Origin of the sequence: Okeania sp. SIO1H4 (genome assembly GCF_010672695.1) — a bacterium.
Lineage (GTDB): Bacteria > Cyanobacteriota > Cyanobacteriia > Cyanobacteriales > Microcoleaceae > Okeania > Okeania hirsuta.
This window is the reverse complement of record NZ_JAAHGB010000002.1, coordinates 90,091-105,831: the sequence shown is the minus strand read 5'-3', so window position 1 is coordinate 105,831 and position 15,741 is coordinate 90,091. Positions and strand designations below refer to the sequence as shown.

Annotated in this window: 12 protein-coding genes and 1 pseudogene; 10 read left to right on the top strand and 3 right to left on the bottom strand. The window is 36.3% G+C overall.

All coding sequences use genetic code 11. The annotated features are described in order from the left end of the window. Window positions 1-109: 109 nt before the first annotated feature. Window positions 110-460, top strand: a complete 351-nt coding sequence (locus tag F6K06_RS00990; RefSeq protein ID WP_124146404.1) for an iron-sulfur cluster assembly accessory protein — start codon at window positions 110-112, stop codon at window positions 458-460. A gap of 516 nt (window positions 461-976) precedes the next feature. Continuing rightward, window positions 977-1,294, top strand: coding sequence for a 2Fe-2S iron-sulfur cluster-binding protein (locus F6K06_RS00985; protein WP_124146403.1), 318 nt, complete (start codon window positions 977-979; stop codon window positions 1,292-1,294). 550 nt (window positions 1,295-1,844) lie between these two features. Here the strand turns inward: F6K06_RS00985 and F6K06_RS00980 are convergent. Further along, window positions 1,845-1,967, bottom strand: coding sequence for a hypothetical protein (locus tag F6K06_RS00980; RefSeq protein WP_275670424.1), 123 nt, complete (start codon window positions 1,965-1,967; stop codon window positions 1,845-1,847). Window positions 1,968-2,120: 153 nt separating this feature from the next. Between F6K06_RS00980 and modA the strand changes: the two genes are divergently transcribed. Both modA and F6K06_RS00970 read left to right on the top strand, forming a co-directional pair. After that, window positions 2,121-2,936 carry a molybdate ABC transporter substrate-binding protein gene (gene modA, locus F6K06_RS00975; RefSeq protein WP_124146402.1) on the top strand — a complete coding sequence of 272 codons (816 nt, stop codon included), beginning with the start codon at window positions 2,121-2,123 and terminating at the stop codon, window positions 2,934-2,936. Window positions 2,937-3,232: 296 nt separating this feature from the next. After that, window positions 3,233-3,406 (top strand): hypothetical protein, encoded by a 174-nt coding sequence (locus F6K06_RS00970; protein ID WP_205127474.1) that lies wholly within the window; start codon window positions 3,233-3,235, stop codon window positions 3,404-3,406. Window positions 3,407-3,501: 95 nt separating this feature from the next. Here F6K06_RS00970 and F6K06_RS00965 read toward each other — a convergent pair whose 3' ends face one another. Continuing rightward, a complete protein-coding gene (locus F6K06_RS00965; RefSeq protein ID WP_124146401.1) occupies window positions 3,502-3,729 on the bottom strand; it encodes a hypothetical protein in 228 nt (75 codons plus the stop codon). Window positions 3,730-4,756: 1,027 nt separating this feature from the next. Here F6K06_RS00965 and modB point away from each other — a divergent pair. Beyond that, window positions 4,757-6,664, top strand: a complete 1,908-nt coding sequence (gene modB, locus F6K06_RS00960) for a molybdate ABC transporter permease subunit (RefSeq protein ID WP_124146400.1) — start codon at window positions 4,757-4,759, stop codon at window positions 6,662-6,664. A 180-nt stretch (window positions 6,665-6,844) separates the two neighbouring features. Here modB and F6K06_RS00955 read toward each other — a convergent pair whose 3' ends face one another. Continuing rightward, the gene (locus F6K06_RS00955) at window positions 6,845-7,615 is read right to left on the bottom strand and encodes an adenylate/guanylate cyclase domain-containing protein (RefSeq protein ID WP_124146399.1); all 771 of its coding nucleotides are present in this window, start codon (window positions 7,613-7,615) and stop codon (window positions 6,845-6,847) included. Between the two features lie 579 nt (window positions 7,616-8,194). Between F6K06_RS00955 and F6K06_RS00950 the strand changes: the two genes are divergently transcribed. From F6K06_RS00950 to F6K06_RS00930, 5 genes and pseudogenes are all read left to right on the top strand, one after another. Continuing rightward, on the top strand, window positions 8,195-9,994 hold the full coding sequence (locus F6K06_RS00950) for a PAS domain S-box protein (protein ID WP_287238995.1): 1,800 nt from the start codon (window positions 8,195-8,197) through the stop codon (window positions 9,992-9,994). A gap of 939 nt (window positions 9,995-10,933) precedes the next feature. Next, complete coding sequence (gene fdxB / locus F6K06_RS00945) at window positions 10,934-11,233, top strand: ferredoxin III, nif-specific (protein WP_124146397.1); 300 nt, start codon at window positions 10,934-10,936, stop codon at window positions 11,231-11,233. Between the two features lie 706 nt (window positions 11,234-11,939). Beyond that, window positions 11,940-12,197: pseudogene (locus F6K06_RS00940) on the top strand (transposase family protein); the annotation flags it as partial. A 969-nt stretch (window positions 12,198-13,166) separates the two neighbouring features. Continuing rightward, entirely contained in the window at window positions 13,167-13,658 is a 492-nt protein-coding gene (locus F6K06_RS00935) for a helix-turn-helix domain-containing protein (protein ID WP_124147368.1), read from the top strand. A 473-nt stretch (window positions 13,659-14,131) separates the two neighbouring features. Further along, window positions 14,132-15,727 carry a helix-turn-helix domain-containing protein gene (locus tag F6K06_RS00930; RefSeq protein WP_345789243.1) on the top strand — a complete coding sequence of 532 codons (1,596 nt, stop codon included), beginning with the start codon at window positions 14,132-14,134 and terminating at the stop codon, window positions 15,725-15,727. Window positions 15,728-15,741 lie beyond the last annotated feature (14 nt).

The window sequence follows — 15,741 nt, the reverse complement described above, 5'->3', positions numbered from 1 at the left end:
TCCTATAATTTCCTAAGTGCCAATTGCTTAAACCAGACAACAGGCGGATGTCGTCGCCTATCTGGGTAATTATGTCATCGGTAAGTCTAAATTATTTTTCTTCAAAATTATGACTATAAGTTTAACAGAAAAAGCCGCTTCTCAACTTACCAAGTTCCTGAAAGACTCAAATCAAGGCATCCGCATCTCTGTTGTGGATGGTGGTTGTAGTGGTTACGAATATGCCTTAAATATTGCCAACGCTCCCAAAGAAGATGACTTGCTGCTCTACAAGGAAAATTTGCAGATTTTTATTGATCCAAAAAGTGCGCCTTTACTAGAAGGAGTTGTAGTTGACTACATTGAGGGTTTGACTGAAAGCGGTTTAAAGTTTATTAATCCCAACGCCACAGAAACTTGTAGTTGCGGAAAGTCTTTCCAAGCAGGAGGTTGTACCCCAACAGGAGTACCTTGTAGTTAACTAGCTATCAGCTATCAGTTATCAGCTATCAGCCTAAAAATTTGTGACAGGACTTACGCACGGACACTAAATCGAGTGAGGCGTTAGCGGATCTTTGTGTTAGCAAATACCATTTGCTTCGCATAACTATCGTTAACGCCCCTACATATGACGTTTTCAAGGTGAATTTGCGTAAGTCCTGTGTGAATAGAATTAGGTATTTGTTTGCGCAGCATTCCGCACCGAAAAGCTTGGATTTAAATCCCCGACTTCTAGTGCAGGATGGCGGAAATAACTGACCAGTTAAAAAATCCTATAAAGCCTTACCAATCAATCAATACTTTTGACTTTTGACTTTTGAGTTCCGCGTAGTGGCACTAGCTTTTGTTGAATTTTAGGAGGGGTTGCTCATCCCCTTTTAGTTCCGGAATGCTCCGCAAACGCGCAAAGCTGACCACTGATTGCTAAACTGCTCAACGCTTTTTAAAAAAGTCTTTTGAGACGAAAGAACAACTAAGAAAAGGAGGATCTCAATCAATGGCTACTTATAAAGTACAGCTAATCAAAGGCAAGAAAAAACAACCCCCAGAAATCGATATCACTATCGAAGTTGATGAGGATACATATATCCTTGATGCGGCAGAAGAACTGGAACCTGACATAGAATTTCCTTCTTCTTGTCGCGCCGGGTCTTGCTCTAGTTGTGCTGCCAGAATAGTAGAAGGAGAAGTCGATCAAGAGGATCAAAACTTCTTAGATGACGAGCAGGTAGAAAAAGGTTGGGTATTACTGTGTGTCGCCAAACCTAAGTCTGATTGCGTTATCAAAACTCACCAAGAAGCTTATTTGGTGTAATACCACTGTTCATTAATTGATAATTGATAATGGATAATTGATAATTACCTCTGGTTAAAACCGTTACGGAATTGAATATAAGGAAATATTATTTCTTCTCTTGGTCGATTGGATATGGTTAGGAAACCCATCCATCCCACCCTTCGGGAAGCTCCGCTAACAACCGCTTTTTTTCCCTTAAAAGGGGAGGCTTTAAACCAGAATTATTTAATTATTAATTATTCGGTAAATTATCTGATATTTTGCCCTCCTGTAGTTTTTATTTAAGACTCTAGGGGGGTAATTTATATGCAGCAGAGAGTTGGGAGTCGGGAATCAAAATTATTTTTCTTGCCTATAATTTTATTTACAGGACTTACACAAAAGATGAAATTATACACAGTTTGTAGTGGTTAACAGCGGTGTAGGGGTTAACGGCCGTTAATATCAAATCCGGTTAAACAGCCATAGAATGGTTAAGTTAGGAGCCAAAAGGAGTCAGTCCTCAGGAGTCAGGAGGAGAAAGAATTACAAAGATAAACGTAGTTATGGCGATTGAAGATTTTTTTTATCATTTTCTTTGTGGGTTTAATACCCCACCGTCAACTGGAGTGTTCAAAATTACTTGGGGGAGCGAATCCCCATGTAATTTTCCTCCTGTCTCCTGTCTACTGTCTCCTGTCTCCTTCTTCAAGTCCAATGAAACGGATTTGATATAACCCCTACCATAAGAGCACTAATTTTCATATCTATATCCAAGTTTGAATTTATTTACTCCGAAAATATTAGCAAAAAACCTCTACAATATTAACAATTTTGATCAAAATTAAAAATTGGAGTAATAGGTATGAAAAAAAATCGAATTCTGGTCTTAATTTGTATGGCTATACTTTCCTGTTTATTAACAATTAGTTGTAGCCAAACTACGAATAATTCATCTTCTGAGTCTACCGCTTCAACAATAAATTTAACAGTTTCAGCAGCAACTAGCCTCAAAGATGCAATGGAAGAGATAGAGCCTATTTATGAACAAAAAAATACCAATACTTCTTTAACTTTAAATTTATCTTCCTCCGGTTCTCTACGACAACAAATTGAACAAGGAGCGCCAGTTGATTTATTTATCTCCGCATCTCCTTCCCATATTAATATTTTGCAAGAAAAAGATCTAATAATAGATGAAAGTCTTCGGGACCTTTTGAAAAATCAAATAGTGTTAATAGTTCCTACAGAAAATACCGCTGCAGTTAACACATTTCAAGACTTAACAAAAGACACTATTAAAAACATATCCATTGGCGAACCAGAAAGCTCTCCCGCAGGAAAATATGCCCAAGAAGTCCTAACTTCTTTGGGTATTTATGAAGCACTTGAAAAGAAAATAGTTTTTGCTAAAAATGTACGCCAAGTTCTCAATTATGTCGCCACAGGAAATGTTGATGCTGGCATTGTTTATCGTACAGATACTAACGCTTCAAAGGCAGTAAAAATTGTTGCTAATGCACCTGATAAATCTCATACACCAGTAGTTTATCCCATTGCAGTAATTAAAGATAGTAAAAATGTTGAAGCGGCTAAACAATTAGCAGAATTTATGTTTACTCCAGAGGCAAAAGCTGTGTTTGAAAAATATGGTTTTGTTACACTAAACAACAATTATTAGAAGAAGGAGTCAGGAGACAGGAGACAGGAGACAGAATTTTAGAAGAAAATCATAGCTGCCGTCCGATTTCTGCGTAAGTCCTGACTATTTAACTGAACTCGTCAGGAATGATACCTATATGTGAAATTATTTCCTGAAATTACTGTAGCGTCAAAACTGTAGCCTCAAAGTTTTGAGCCTATAAAACCTTACTTTTGACTTTTGACTTTTGACTTTTAACTTCCGCAAAACGGTATACTCCTAAAAAGAAAAACACAACTCCCCGCCGTAATTGGGGGAGTTGCTTTTTGGACAAAATGACTAAGGGTTTTCAGGCCAAACCAAAGGGTAGGGAAGGGGTTCCTGGACAACTGAACTTAGACCTGGAGGGGTACCAGGAGGTGTACCAGGTAGACCCTTTGGGAAGTTGGTTTGGCTCAAAGGTTGCCCATACATTCATTACAGCAAATGGGGCTGCGATGATGGGGTAACTGCAGGGCGAGTAAATGATGCTAATATTATTTGCAACCCACCATTTATTAATTATTTATTTTATTATTTTAAATATACACAATTTAAACAACAATTAAAATAGGCAATAATAACGATCATCATGCTCAATAAAATCACCCCCCTCATCATTACACTCTTTCAAAACTTCCTCACCTACTACACTCTTGTCCTTACCATACGGACGAATTTCCACCAAACCCGGATACGCAACATAATCAATACTTAATTTCAATTCATTTTCCATTACCCAATTTTCCAACCCTATTTGGGAGGCTGCAGCTGGCTCTACTACGGTAATCATACTTGCACAGACTATTATTACTGCACTTAATAATAAGCTTATTAGCTTTTACATAATTTCAATTTTCCATTAAACAACTACAACCATAACAATAACATTTTTATAACATTAACATTTATTTTGTTCTCTTAAGTGACTTTTGACTTACTATTTCATTTTGTGCTACGTCCCTACTTTTTGATGAAAAGCATCCTTCTTTTATTCTTTTGGTCTCTTAGAATGAGAATTTGATGCAATGAGTCGATCGCGCATCACTCCTAAATCTTGGCTAAACTTACGTAAAGCAACGCTATTTTGTCAGTGCGTCAGCGCAGCTTTGCGATAGCAAGCGACAGTGTTTGCGGAGCATTCCGTCAGCATAACAAAGTCCAGTAGGGTGCGTTAATGAAATGTAATATCATGTTCCCCCTCCGGGGGAGCTACGCTAACGGTTGAATACTTATAAATGACTGTTGTGAGTCCTCAGGAGTCAACCCACCCCTCGCCCCTCCCCCTCCCAGGAGGGGAGTGTGGGAGAAATTAAAAAATATGTATCCTACCATTACTATGCAGGACTATCGGGTAATGGAAGTCCATCTCAAGTATGGGGGCGATCGCATAAGTTCGCTCCCTTGTCTTAGTCTCAAGTTTTGATCACAACAGCTTAACAAATTTCGCTAATTATATCATAATTTTGAGCGTTGGTAATAAATAAATTTTTATCTAGGAACTTTCCTGCCAAAGTTCCTATTTTTTTCCCTAAAGAAATCAAATATTTCTCTATCTTGTAGTCAACAAAACAGTTTATGCCAGGAAAAAAGATAGAAAATATAAAAATATAAAGTAATTATGGATAGCCACTGAGACATCTCTAGAAAAGATTCTGAAACCTGTATATTGCCCTAATAAAATTGGCATTTTTGGAGAGGTCTATTAAAGTTCTGAAACAGAATAACCTCAATTTCAGATTTGCCTACCCTAGTTCCCAACCATTATTTTATTAACCTACCACTAAATAATTAGCCTACAACCTTCTTCAACATCAATAATGAACTTAGACCTATCTCCTGCTTGGATTTCCCTAAAAACTGCAGCAGTTACTACAGTAATCACCTTTTTCCTCGGCATCACAGCAGCACGTTGGATGCTCGGATATCGTGGTAAAGGCAAAGGTATAATTGACGCCATCTTAACATCTCCTCTAGTATTGCCTCCAACCGTAACAGGTTTTCTATTACTATTATTATTTGGTAGAAACGGCCCCCTTGGTCAGCTACTCTCATCAATGGGGATAACATTGATTTTCACTTGGCCTGCAACCGTCATTGCGGCCACTGTGGTGTCATTCCCCCTGATGTACAAAACATCACTGGCAGCTTTTACTCAAATTGATACCAGTCTCCTTGCTTGTGCTAGAACTTTAGGTGCTTCTGAATGGACTGTATTTTGGCGAATTTTGTTACCCTTGGCAAAACCAGGAATTATTGCCGGGACATTATTAGCTTTTGCCCGATCGCTTGGTGAGTTTGGCGCTACTTTAATGTTGGCAGGTAGCATTCCTGGGAAAACAGAAACTATTCCGATAGCTATTTTCTTCGCTTCCGAAAGTGGGAATATGAATGAAGCGTTTGCCTGGGTGTTAGTAATTTTAGCCATATCTTTAGGAGTAATAACTGGTGTCAACTATTGGTCAGAATCTAAAATCAAAAAACGTAGGGCAAAAAAAACAGAAAAACAAATTGTAGATGTGCGTTCTGTACCTGTAGTCAAAACACAACCTTTGAGACTAAACTCCCACACAAATTCACAAAATCTATTAGTAGATATCCAGAAAAAATTGCCTGGGTTTCTCTTGGATGTTTGTTTCAATGCTAATAACAAACCATTGGGGTTATTAGGAGGGTCTGGTGCTGGTAAAAGCATGATTTTACGTTGCGTTGCTGGTTTAGAAACTCCCACAAGAGGTCGAATTGTTTTAAATGGGCGAGTATTATTTGATTCGCAACAGAAAATAAATCTGCCTAGTCGCGATCGCCACGTCGGTTATCTATTTCAAAATTATGCTCTCTTCCCCCACATGACTGTTGCACAAAATATTGCTTTTGGTTTGCCCAAAGGTCTTTCATCCACAGAAATTAAACAACAAGTGGAAGCTTATCTATTGGCAGTGCAGTTACCAGGATATGGCAAACGATATCCAGAAGAACTTTCGGGAGGTCAGCAACAAAGGGTAGCTTTAGCACGAGCATTAGCAAGTCAACCCGATGCTTTGTTGTTAGATGAAGCTTTTTCCGCATTAGATACCCACCTGCGCCATCAGATTGAAACATTGGTTATTGCCACCCTAGAAAATTATCAAGGGGTGACTTTATTAGTGACTCACAACCTAGAGGAAGCTTACCGCATTTGTCAAAATCTTTTGGTTGTCGATGACGGAATTGCTCTTGATCACGGTGTCAAACATGACATTTTTGAATATTCTACCAGTGTAAGAGTTGCTCAGTTAACTGGTTGTAAGAACTTTTCTCAAGCAGTAATAATTGACAACCGAAAAATAGAAGCTATTGAGTGGGGATGCAGTCTTGATATAATTGAACCTATTCCAGAATCTTTTTCTCATGTTGGCATTCGCGCTCACCAGATTACTTTTAGTGAGGAGTCAACAGAACCGAATACTTTTCCTTGTTGGTTAGCAGCTATTAGTGAAACTCAACATCGAGTAACTTTGTACTTAAAATTATATCAACCTGCAAAAAATGCTTTTGACTACCATTTACAAGCAGAAGTATTTAAGGAAAAATGGCGTGAAATCAAAAATCGTTCTTTTCCTTGGCAGGTTTGTCTTCAACCCTCGCGTTTGTTGTTACTAGAAGGAACTATCACAGAAGGAAGAAGGAAGAAGCTGGAAGGAAGAAGCTGGAAGGAAGAAACTGGAAGGTGGAAGGTTAATTATTGATCTTCTAAGGAAGAAGGAATAAGGTTAATTAGGGTTTGCTGAAAAAGTCTGATAGTGACGAGCGGAGTATTCCGTAGGAAATTCAGAATTCTTATAAACCTTTCTTTACCCTTCTGCCTTCTACCTTCTGATGACATCGTTCAAGATAACTACAGATAACCCGATCGCCCTGACCATATTCTAAGCATTCTTGAAATAAATCTGCTGCTTCTGGAAATAATTCTTGATGAAATACAAAACAGTCCTTTCAAACTTCTCTTTAGTGGCGATTTTAGCATCTCGTAATTCTGGCGGATCGGCAGAAAAAATTTCAAATAAACTAACCGCTTTGGCTTTTCCTTTAGCTCTCACCCTGTCAATAAATCTGAGGTCGTATGCCAAAGAATTTTTTAAACCTTGCCAAGTTTTATCAGTAATTAAAAGTGAAACTCCATAAGTTTTTGTTAACCCTTCCACTCGCGAGGAGAGATTCACTGCATCCCCGAGCACAGTTCCGTCCATGCATCCAAATCCACCTACAGTTCCTAAAATTAACGTACCCGTATGCAAACCAATACCAATACGAATGGGTTTTAGATTCCTTTGTTGTCGCTCTGAATTGTATGTTTTCAACTGTTCCAGCATAGCGATCGCCCCTTGAACCGCATCGTCGGCAGAATTGGGAAACAAAGCCATAATAGCATCACCAATATATTTATCAATAAATCCGCCATATTTTTGAATTTGGGGTTCCATATAACTAAGATACTGGTTAATAAAAGCGAAGTTTTCCTCTGGAGTCATCTGTTCGGAGATGGTAGTAAAATCGTGAATATCCGAGAATAAGACCGTCATCTCTCGTTCCAAGCGATCGCCCAATTTCAAATTCACAATACTCTTTTTCTCTAAAAAGCTGAGAAACTGTTCCGGAATAAAACCCTGACAAGCATCATACAATCTGGCATTTTCCATTTAGAAAATTAGTATTTTTATAGTCTCAAATCAAGAAATATTTTGAGCTTTGCTAAATATTCTTTTGACTACACTCAAAAAGATTATTTTTTTGTAGCTAATATTACAAAAATTAATAAATAAATCTCTAATAACTAGAGATGCTTTAAGAGATTTTTTGTTCCCAGTAAATCTAACTCAAATAGGGAGGGTATAACAAAAAAAAGCTTTAAATAATCCTCTCCGAGGTTGTAAACAAGCCTTTAAAGAAATTTAAGTATCCAGAATAACTGCATTAAATATTTATATTTATATTAAATGTTTTTAATAATCAGCAATAAATTTTTACCTAAAGATTGAGAAATTAGTAATCAATTTAACTAAACTCTAAGGTAGAAAAATTATATCCTCTTAATATTAATATAAGCATTTCATATGTTTAAGCTTAAAAATTAATTCACCAAAATTAAGTCGCTAGATCGGAACTAGCTTCATATTTACAGGTTGCGAGCCAAAAAAGCTACAAATAATTCTCAACCTGAAAGTGGAGTTAGAAATATTAGCAGTGCATCAAAATCCAACCAGGAGTAACAAAAACCAATGGAAACTAATCAAGTGCTAAATCAATCTGATTATGAAAATTACCAGGTCAATCAGATGGTAGCATCCTTCATTGAAAAAAATCACGATTTACAAAACTTAACTAACCACAATCAGGAAATAGCAGAACGTCGCTTACTAGAAGCAATACTGCGGAAAACCCTCAAAGAACTATCTGATATTAAATTTGCTATAGATCAAGCAGCGATCGTTGCCATTACAGACCAAAGAGGTATTATTCAATATGTGAATGATAAAGTTTATGAAATATCTCAATATTCTAGAGAAGAATTAATCGGAAAAAGTCATCGTTTGCTTAACTCTAAATATCATCCCCCAAAGTTTTTTAAAGATTTGTGGTCTACTATTAGCTCTGGTCGTGTGTGGAGAGGGGAAATTAAAAATAAGGCTAAAGATGGTAGTTATTATTGGGTTAATACAACTATCGTACCTTTTTTAAACGACCTCGGACAACCTTATCAATACTTAGCCATTAGATTTGACATCACCGAACGCAAGAGAGTAGAAGAAGCACTACAAGAAAGTCAAAAATGCAACCATAGTCTTCTCCATGCTATTCCCGACTTAATGTTACGCCTTGACTCAAAAGGAGTTTTTCTCGACTTCTACCCATCAAAAGATGATGAAAATGCCCCCAAAGCATCAGAAGTACTAGGGAAAACTATAGAAGAAATATTTCCCCAAGATTTAGCTATTTGGGCTCGACACTATTTAAAGCTTACTCTCAGCACTGATAAAGTGCAAGCAGCAGAATATTCTACTATTATTAATTATAACCTCTATCATTATGAAGCTCGTTATGTCAAAAGTGGTAAAGATGAAGTCCTAGCAATTATTCGCGACATCACAGAACGAAAACAAGGAGAAATTGCACTACGAGAATCAGAAAAACGCGAACGAGAAAGAGCATTGCAATTAGAAAAAGCTTTAAAAGAATTGCAAAAGACTCAAGCTCAATTAGTACAAGCAGAAAAAATGTCTGGTCTAGGTCAAATGGTTGCTGGTATTGCCCATGAAATTAATAATCCAATTAGCTTTATATACGGCAATATTATTCATACAAATAACTACATTAGAGATCTACTACATTTATTAAATTTGTATCGACAAAACTATCAAGATCCGATTCCAGAAATTCAAGATTTTGCTGAAGAGTGTGAAGCAGATTTCTTGATTGAAGATTTGCCTAAAATGGTCGACTCAATGAATATAGGAGCTAATCGAATTAGAGAGTTAGTTTTATCTTTACGAAATTTCTCTCGCTTAGATGAATCGGAGATGAAAAAAGTAGATATTCACTCTGGTATAGATAGCACTTTATTAATTTTACAACATCGCCTCAAAGCTACAGAAAAAAGACCAGAAATAACATTGCTCAAAGACTATGGAAATTTACCCAATATTGAGTGTTATGCTAGTCAGTTGAATCAAGTATTTATGAATATTATTGCTAATGCCATAGATGCTCTTGAAGAACAAAAAGAACCGGGAATTATTACCATAAAAACAGAAATATCTCAAAAGTCAGAAACAGGAGTAAATCAAGATTTTGTGAAAATTTCCCTTTCTGATAATGGGCGTGGTATTAGCGAATCTGTTCAAAATCGCATTTTTGACCCGTTTTTTACAACCAAATCAGTGGGCAAGGGTACAGGTCTAGGACTATCAATTTCTCACCAAATTGTTGTCGAAAAACATCGGGGAGAACTGAGATGTATATCTAATCAAAATGAAGGTACATTATTTGAAATATTAATTCCAGTTAAGGCTGGAAATTGAAGAAGGTAATATGTGGAAAAAGCTGCTCTCAAACCTAATACCAAATCTAAACAATTTAGCTAGGGGTAGAAGTATTAACATACTCTCCGACCTGTTAGCGCAGCTCCTCTGAAAGAGGCAGACACGGAGATTCTCCTGAAACCAGGATTCTTGGTTTACGCTCCGCAAGGCTGCACCAACATTGAGTCCACTTAAACTTAAAACCTTGCAATATTTAATCCACAGATCTCTGCCCAAGGGTTTACTCTATTGCCTCTTTTCGTTCGGAATGCTCCGCAAACAGATGAGCTTTCCTATGGGAATGCTGCGCAAATGCTATCAAAAGCCTGTTTCCGCATGCCCTACGGTACAGTTGAAAACCGAAAAACTTGAAGGGTAAATATGTTTGTTTGAGAGTCTAATTATCGCAGTCGCCATTACTGTTAGGAAATATCAAAAGCTTAAAACTCAGACAACGTAGAAAAATCTGCTTCCTAACACTCAAAACGCAACGGAAGAGTAGCTACGAACATCAAACTATTTGAAGTTTTAAACAATAGAGTATTCAACTTCAATATCCTACTATTTAGTTTTCATAAAATAATTTATAACTGTGTTAAAGCACACTAATTATATTCATAATTTCTATTACCAGTATCTGACGAAACTTAAGTAATATCAATAGTCCATTTTATTTGCTGGTATTGTCTCAATTCAACCAAAAATATCGTCAAAACTTATATAGAGACTTTGACGGTTTATAGGTATATTTATCTAGCAATAATTGCAAATATTTTCTAATAAATAAACATACAAAAAAAGCCATAATCAAATATTACAAAAAACCTGAAAAAAGTATTTTTTTATACTTTTTTGCTAGAGGAAATAGCTATTATATAAAAAGATGGAACAAAGCAAACAAAACAAAACATTCAGTCTATTAATTAAGGAGAAGAACCAATGGCAACATTAACAGCTTTAACTAAAGGTGGTACAGCTTGGACTCCTCAGTATGTCGAATCTATTGACATGAATAAATGCCTAGGTTGTGGTCGTTGCTTTAAAGTTTGTCATAGAAATGTTCTAGAACTTAGACCCATCAACGAGCATGGAGAATTTGTGGATGATGATGATGATGATGATGATGAAGTATTACGGAAAGTAATGACTATTACTAATGCAGATGACTGTATCGGATGTGAAGCTTGCGCTAACATTTGTGGTAAGAAATGCTTCACTCATGCTCCTGCAGCTGTATGAGTTCGGAAGAATGTCAACTCAGAAATATTAATATAGAAGTTTGTGGAGTATCAGCTTTAGGTGTATTAGTAAAATTATTCACCTAAAGTCTGAACTCCCTGACTTTTTTTGTGCAACTATGTCATCATGAAAATTTGGTAAGTGCGAAACCACTGCCATAAGGGCAAATATTGATGCCAAAAATCCTTCAGTTTGCCGTCCCCCTAACCTAAATAAACATTGTAGTGTAGCCATTAACAAGGGTAGCTATATCACTATAGGTACCTGTTTTCTTTGGGTTGAGCCACTGCTCCATCACCTCTGGAGAGAGCCAAAACGTTAAACTTCCTCTCTGTTATCACGGGGTGACAAGCAGCTCAAAACTATTGTTTGATAAAGGTTTTAAGGATTAAATAACTGTCTAAAATATTGATTTTTCCTTTTAAAATAATGATAATTCTTTTTAAAGAAGGGGTAGGTATGCGGAGCATACCTACCCCTTCTCCCCCACAGGGAAAACGCATCTAATTTTTGTAACAAATGACCAAAAAGATAATTTCAGAATAGACTATGCGTTCGAGAGGCAATCACCATCAAAAAATACCAAAACTTTCAACAATCAAAACTCACCAAAAAATTCAATAATTAATACTTAAAAAAAACTAATTAAAATTGAAGATTAGATATTTATCAAAGATAATTATTCTAGTAATAATAAGATTTAACAATGAAACTCCAGCCAAAAAAGAGTATTTATGAGTATTTTAGTGAACTAGAAGACCCAAGAGTAGATAGAACCAAACATCATAAATTAATTGATATTATTACAATTACTATTTGTGCTGTAATTTGTGGTGCAGATACGTGGATAGATATAGAATCTTATGGTGAATCTAAATGTAAATGGCTAAAAAGTTTTTTAGAACTGCCTAATGGAATTCCATCTAACGATACATTTGCCAGAGTTTTTGCACCTTTAGACCCGTAACAATTACAACAATGTTTTTGATCATGGATTCAGTCAGTAAATCAAATAACTAGAATGTTGCGATATAACTGCCGCACTTGCTCCGCCAACGCGACAATGACCTTAGTTGGAGTTAACTAGATTTCAACTTTGTAGCTTTTGGGCTTACCTGTTTGAATCATACCCTTGGGCATGGCACATTGCACAAATAACTCCACTGCCTGAGCATCAAATTTTCGTCTTTTGGAGTAGGGTAAAACCTAGTTCTAAAACTTGCTCTAGGTGTGGAACTGTTAAAGAATCTCTGTCTTTATCAGAGCGCGTAATCAAATTGCAAACACTACAATTTTAGCTGCGATGAGACTTGTTTGCAGGGTTAAATTTAGCTATGGCGGGCAGTGATAGCTACGCTCCGCGTTCCGCGTTTCGCGCTAGCGTTGCGCAGCAAACGTCCGTGACAGCCTGTGGACTGGTGAGTGCCGACACTGCCAGAGTGAAGCAGGAGTAGAACAGATCAATCATAGATTTCTATAGATTATCCTAGGTTTCTAAGAACGGTTGAGTATCTACACATCTAAAGATGCGAGAGTTATTTAGTAATTCTAATTATCAGAGAATAAACTGTTAATTATTTGACAGGAAAAGATTTTACAAAAAAGTAATATATTTTTATTAGCAGTAACCATATATCTGGTAAGACAAACTTATATTTTTATGTCTAGTTGTGGCCAGATTAACTGTTAAAAATATAGGGTTAAGTTAAATCCGGTTCTTCATGCTTTCTATAGAAGAAGTCAAAACCATTCAATTACTAAGCACGAATTTTACTCAATCTTACTTGAATTATAGGGTAGCAGACTACAATAGGCAAACTTTTGTCTGAGTTTGGAGTCGTAGGTCATCTTCTCAATTTAGAGGGTGTCAAAAAGCGAATTATATATATAGTGCAGCTAAGTTGCATTAAGTTGTTAAACTGAGGTAGCTGTTATGCCTGCTAAAGATTTTCTTAGTTCAATGCAAAAGAAAAGATTGCAAAAAGCCTTACAAGAAGGTAATTGCTCTCATTTCCGAGAACGAGTATTGATGTTACTCCTATTAAATGACGGAAAAACTTATTCAGAAATTTCTGCATTTATCGGTTGTTCTTATAGAACAGTTGCTTATTGGTGTGTACATGGAGACCCAGACCAATTAGATAGTTTACGAGATCAACGAGAGCATGGTAACTTTCGTAAAGCTACAGAAGAGTACATTCAGTTATTGGTAGAAGTCAGCAAAAAATCTCCTCATCAGTTCGGTTATGAATGTCAACACTGGAGTGGAGAACGTTTAGCAAATTATCTTGCTGAAAAAACAGGAATCAAAATTAGTGGTACTCAAGTTAGGAGAATTCTTAAACAAAAAAATATTCTCCTTCCCAGAGGTAGATTACAAGTTAGTCATCGAGTAAATACTACAAAAAACAAACTGGAATGTTAGGCATTCATCTAAATTATGAAAATATGAACAGTTAATCTATGGAGTTAAATGCGGATAAATATACCTTAAAAATATTTATTTAGCATTTTTCCTTAATGTTTTTTACTATAAATTAGTAAAAAAATAATAATTATAGTTATTAACTATTGCAAGTTAAATGTATAACTATAAAAATCCTATAATTACTCAATTATAAAAAATAAAAAGAATATTAATTTGCTTATTATGAACATCTAATCTAAAAAAATTATGAAATATTAATTCTTATTATTAAAGCGTCAATTAAGCTTAAGTGAAAATACTTAAATCAACAACAAACAAAAGATTTGAGTTCTTCACTCCATGTATAGTTAGTTATATAGCAATCAGGACATTACTATGATTAATCAGCTAAATCAACTTACAGATGACGAGTAGTATTACTAACACAAACTTCTCAACAGCAATAACAGGGGGGTGTTATGACTCACAAAATGACTGAAAACTGTATCTCATGTGGCACCTGTGTACCCCAAATCCACTGCCCAACAGGTGCAATAACTATAGAAGATGAAAAATACTCCATTAATCCTGAACTATGTAATAGCTGTGAGGGTTATTACGAAGAACCTCAGTGTGTAATTCACTGTTCTATTAGTAGTCCTGTTCCCACTAAAGCCAAAAAAGGTAGGTATAAAGCTGAAACAAGAACACCCACAAGCTCTAATTTATTTCCCAATGGCAAGCATAGTCCTTTTGCTTCTTCTATCGCGATCTGGGAAGCTTGCAACATTCTGACGCAGAGAGAATCATTACCTTGGACAGTGAATGCAGAAGGTAAACTGATTTATCAACGTTCTATTAAGCAAGGTCAGGGTTCAATCAGTTTCAGCATCAAAGATGTGGAGTATTCATCTCAAATTATAAATGATGATGTCATCAAAGTCACAGATATGCCAGCAATGGATATCAGAGCAGCTTGTTTGCACCTAATTTATGCTGCCCATGCAGCAGTTATTGACAAACCATGGGAGCAAGAATTTGTGATCGATGACCAACAAATTGAAAGGTACTTAGGGTTAGAAAAACGCAAAGACTTATCGAAAGCAACTAAACTGAGTTTAATTAAAAACCTAGCTCAACAACCTTGTAATATTACTACTACTATTGATTGGCCTCAGCAGGGCAGAATTAATGCGTTCTCATTACCAGAAGATCAATTATGGCATATCTTAGACATTCAACATCACTTTTCTGAAGATTCTACAGGATGTAAACATCTTGTTGGTCTTACCTTTAGAGTCAAAGCTGGTCTTTGGACTAAGTATTTCCTCAACAGAGAAGGTTGCAAGCAGGGCAAAGCATTTTATCAATACGGTATTTTGCCTCAGTCGATATTAACTACAGTAATGAGTATCTGGCAGCAACATGAAGGTACTGCTCGAATGCTATTATGGTTATTATTTAAAACCAAAATGGGTAGGGAACAACGGTTGACTGTACCTACTCTAATGCGAGTAGCTTATGGCGAACAAAAAGTGATACGAGCATCTTCTTGTCGGGATGATCGAAAACGACTAATTAGAACTTTTGAAAGTGATCTGGAAGTTCTCAATCACTATGGACTTAAACCCGAATTTGACCCGGTAACTTACCCCCAGGAAATTCAGCCAATGTGGGCAAAATTAGCTGCTCTGCCTGATGATGGTGAAGAAGCTTTAGATTTCTGGATTGATGACGGTAGTAAAAATACAAGACTAACAGATAACGGCCCCAGAGGTAAGTGGAATATGTTATTAAACGCTCGTATCCTCTGGTTTAAATTGCCCGAAGAATGGGATAAACACTTAGCAGATTTTGAAAAACAAAAGCTACGCTATTCTAATAAGCGTAAAAGAACAAAAAAGCTTGCTGCGATCTGTGGGGAACAGATTATGACTGCTAGAAAAAATCAGCAGTTAAGTCAGAGACAATTGGCAACTATGCTTGGAAAAAGTCAAAGTTGGATTAGAGATATTGAGAGTGGACGCTTTCAAGTCAAAGGTGAAGACCAAATGCTATTACAGAATGTTTTAGGTTTGGGAGGGTAATCATTTAAAAAACG

Coding starts and splice junctions, on each gene's coding strand:
- F6K06_RS00955 (WP_124146399.1), bottom strand. CDS start 7,615: ATGGAAAATGCCAGATTGTATGATGCTTGTCAGGGTTTTATTCCGGAA.
- fdxB (WP_124146397.1), top strand. CDS start 10,934: ATGGCAACATTAACAGCTTTAACTAAAGGTGGTACAGCTTGGACTCCT.
- F6K06_RS00950 (WP_287238995.1), top strand. CDS start 8,195: ATGGAAACTAATCAAGTGCTAAATCAATCTGATTATGAAAATTACCAG.
- F6K06_RS00985 (WP_124146403.1), top strand. CDS start 977: ATGGCTACTTATAAAGTACAGCTAATCAAAGGCAAGAAAAAACAACCC.
- modA (WP_124146402.1), top strand. CDS start 2,121: ATGAAAAAAAATCGAATTCTGGTCTTAATTTGTATGGCTATACTTTCC.
- F6K06_RS00935 (WP_124147368.1), top strand. CDS start 13,167: ATGCCTGCTAAAGATTTTCTTAGTTCAATGCAAAAGAAAAGATTGCAA.
- modB (WP_124146400.1), top strand. CDS start 4,757: ATGAACTTAGACCTATCTCCTGCTTGGATTTCCCTAAAAACTGCAGCA.
- F6K06_RS00990 (WP_124146404.1), top strand. CDS start 110: ATGACTATAAGTTTAACAGAAAAAGCCGCTTCTCAACTTACCAAGTTC.
- F6K06_RS00965 (WP_124146401.1), bottom strand. CDS start 3,729: ATGATTACCGTAGTAGAGCCAGCTGCAGCCTCCCAAATAGGGTTGGAA.
- F6K06_RS00970 (WP_205127474.1), top strand. CDS start 3,233: ATGACTAAGGGTTTTCAGGCCAAACCAAAGGGTAGGGAAGGGGTTCCT.
- F6K06_RS00930 (WP_345789243.1), top strand. CDS start 14,132: ATGACTGAAAACTGTATCTCATGTGGCACCTGTGTACCCCAAATCCAC.